We start from the raw sequence: 718 nt of genomic DNA on the forward strand, positions 1-718 counted from the left end.
AATGCAAAAAAAAGCCATCCCGGAAAACAGGATGGCCAGAAAAGCTCCTAAGCGGAGCACCATTTGCTGATGGGGCGCTGCGGCGCCGTCTAGGCCACGGCTATCGCATTGACTTCCAGTTCCGCGCCATAGTGGATGGTCGGGCACGGGACCACCGTGCGCGCCGGCGCCGGGCCGTCACCGAGGATCTGGGCATAGAGTTCATTCACCCGGGGCCAGTTGGCGATATCGGCGATGAATATCTGCACGTTGACCAGGTTCTGCATCGAACTGCCCGAGGCCAGCAGGATGGCTTTCAGGTTGTCGAACACCTGCCTGACCTGGGCGTCGAGGCCGGCCGGGATTTTCAGGTCATCGCCCAACATAATCGGGAGCTGGCCCGACACGAATATCAAGCCATTCGCCTTGACCGCCTGGGAATAATGGCCGCGCGGCAACGGCGCGCTGGCATGGTTGATGTACTCGATCATGCCTGTTGCCCCCTTTGGCTGGCCTGCCAGAGGCGGTCGAAATCCGTCGCGCGTTTCTCGGTGAAGGCATCCAGCCCTTCCTGCCATTCGGCACGCGGCACGTCGGACACAGAGCGGACCACCCGGCCCCAGTCATAGCCGGCATGGGCGTGGAGGTGGCCCTTTGCCGCCGTCAGCGCGCCCGGCGGGGCGTTGGCGACGATGGATTTCGCCAGCTCGAAGGCCCGGCCCAGCGACGCGCCCTTCTC

At 63.6% G+C, this 718-nt stretch carries 1 protein-coding gene and 1 pseudogene; both read right to left on the minus strand.

The features are described from left to right. Positions 1 to 89: 89 nt before the first annotated feature. Positions 90 to 470 (minus strand): RidA family protein, encoded by a 381-nt coding sequence (locus AB4Z27_RS29230; protein WP_092294880.1) that lies wholly within the window; start codon positions 468 to 470, stop codon positions 90 to 92. Continuing rightward, positions 467 to 718, minus strand: a pseudogene (locus AB4Z27_RS29235) (hypothetical protein); the annotation flags it as partial. The pseudogene AB4Z27_RS29235 and the gene AB4Z27_RS29230, both read right to left, overlap by 4 nt.

Source organism: Cupriavidus sp. KB_39, assembly GCF_052114485.1.
Classification (GTDB): Bacteria; Pseudomonadota; Gammaproteobacteria; order Burkholderiales; family Burkholderiaceae; genus Cupriavidus.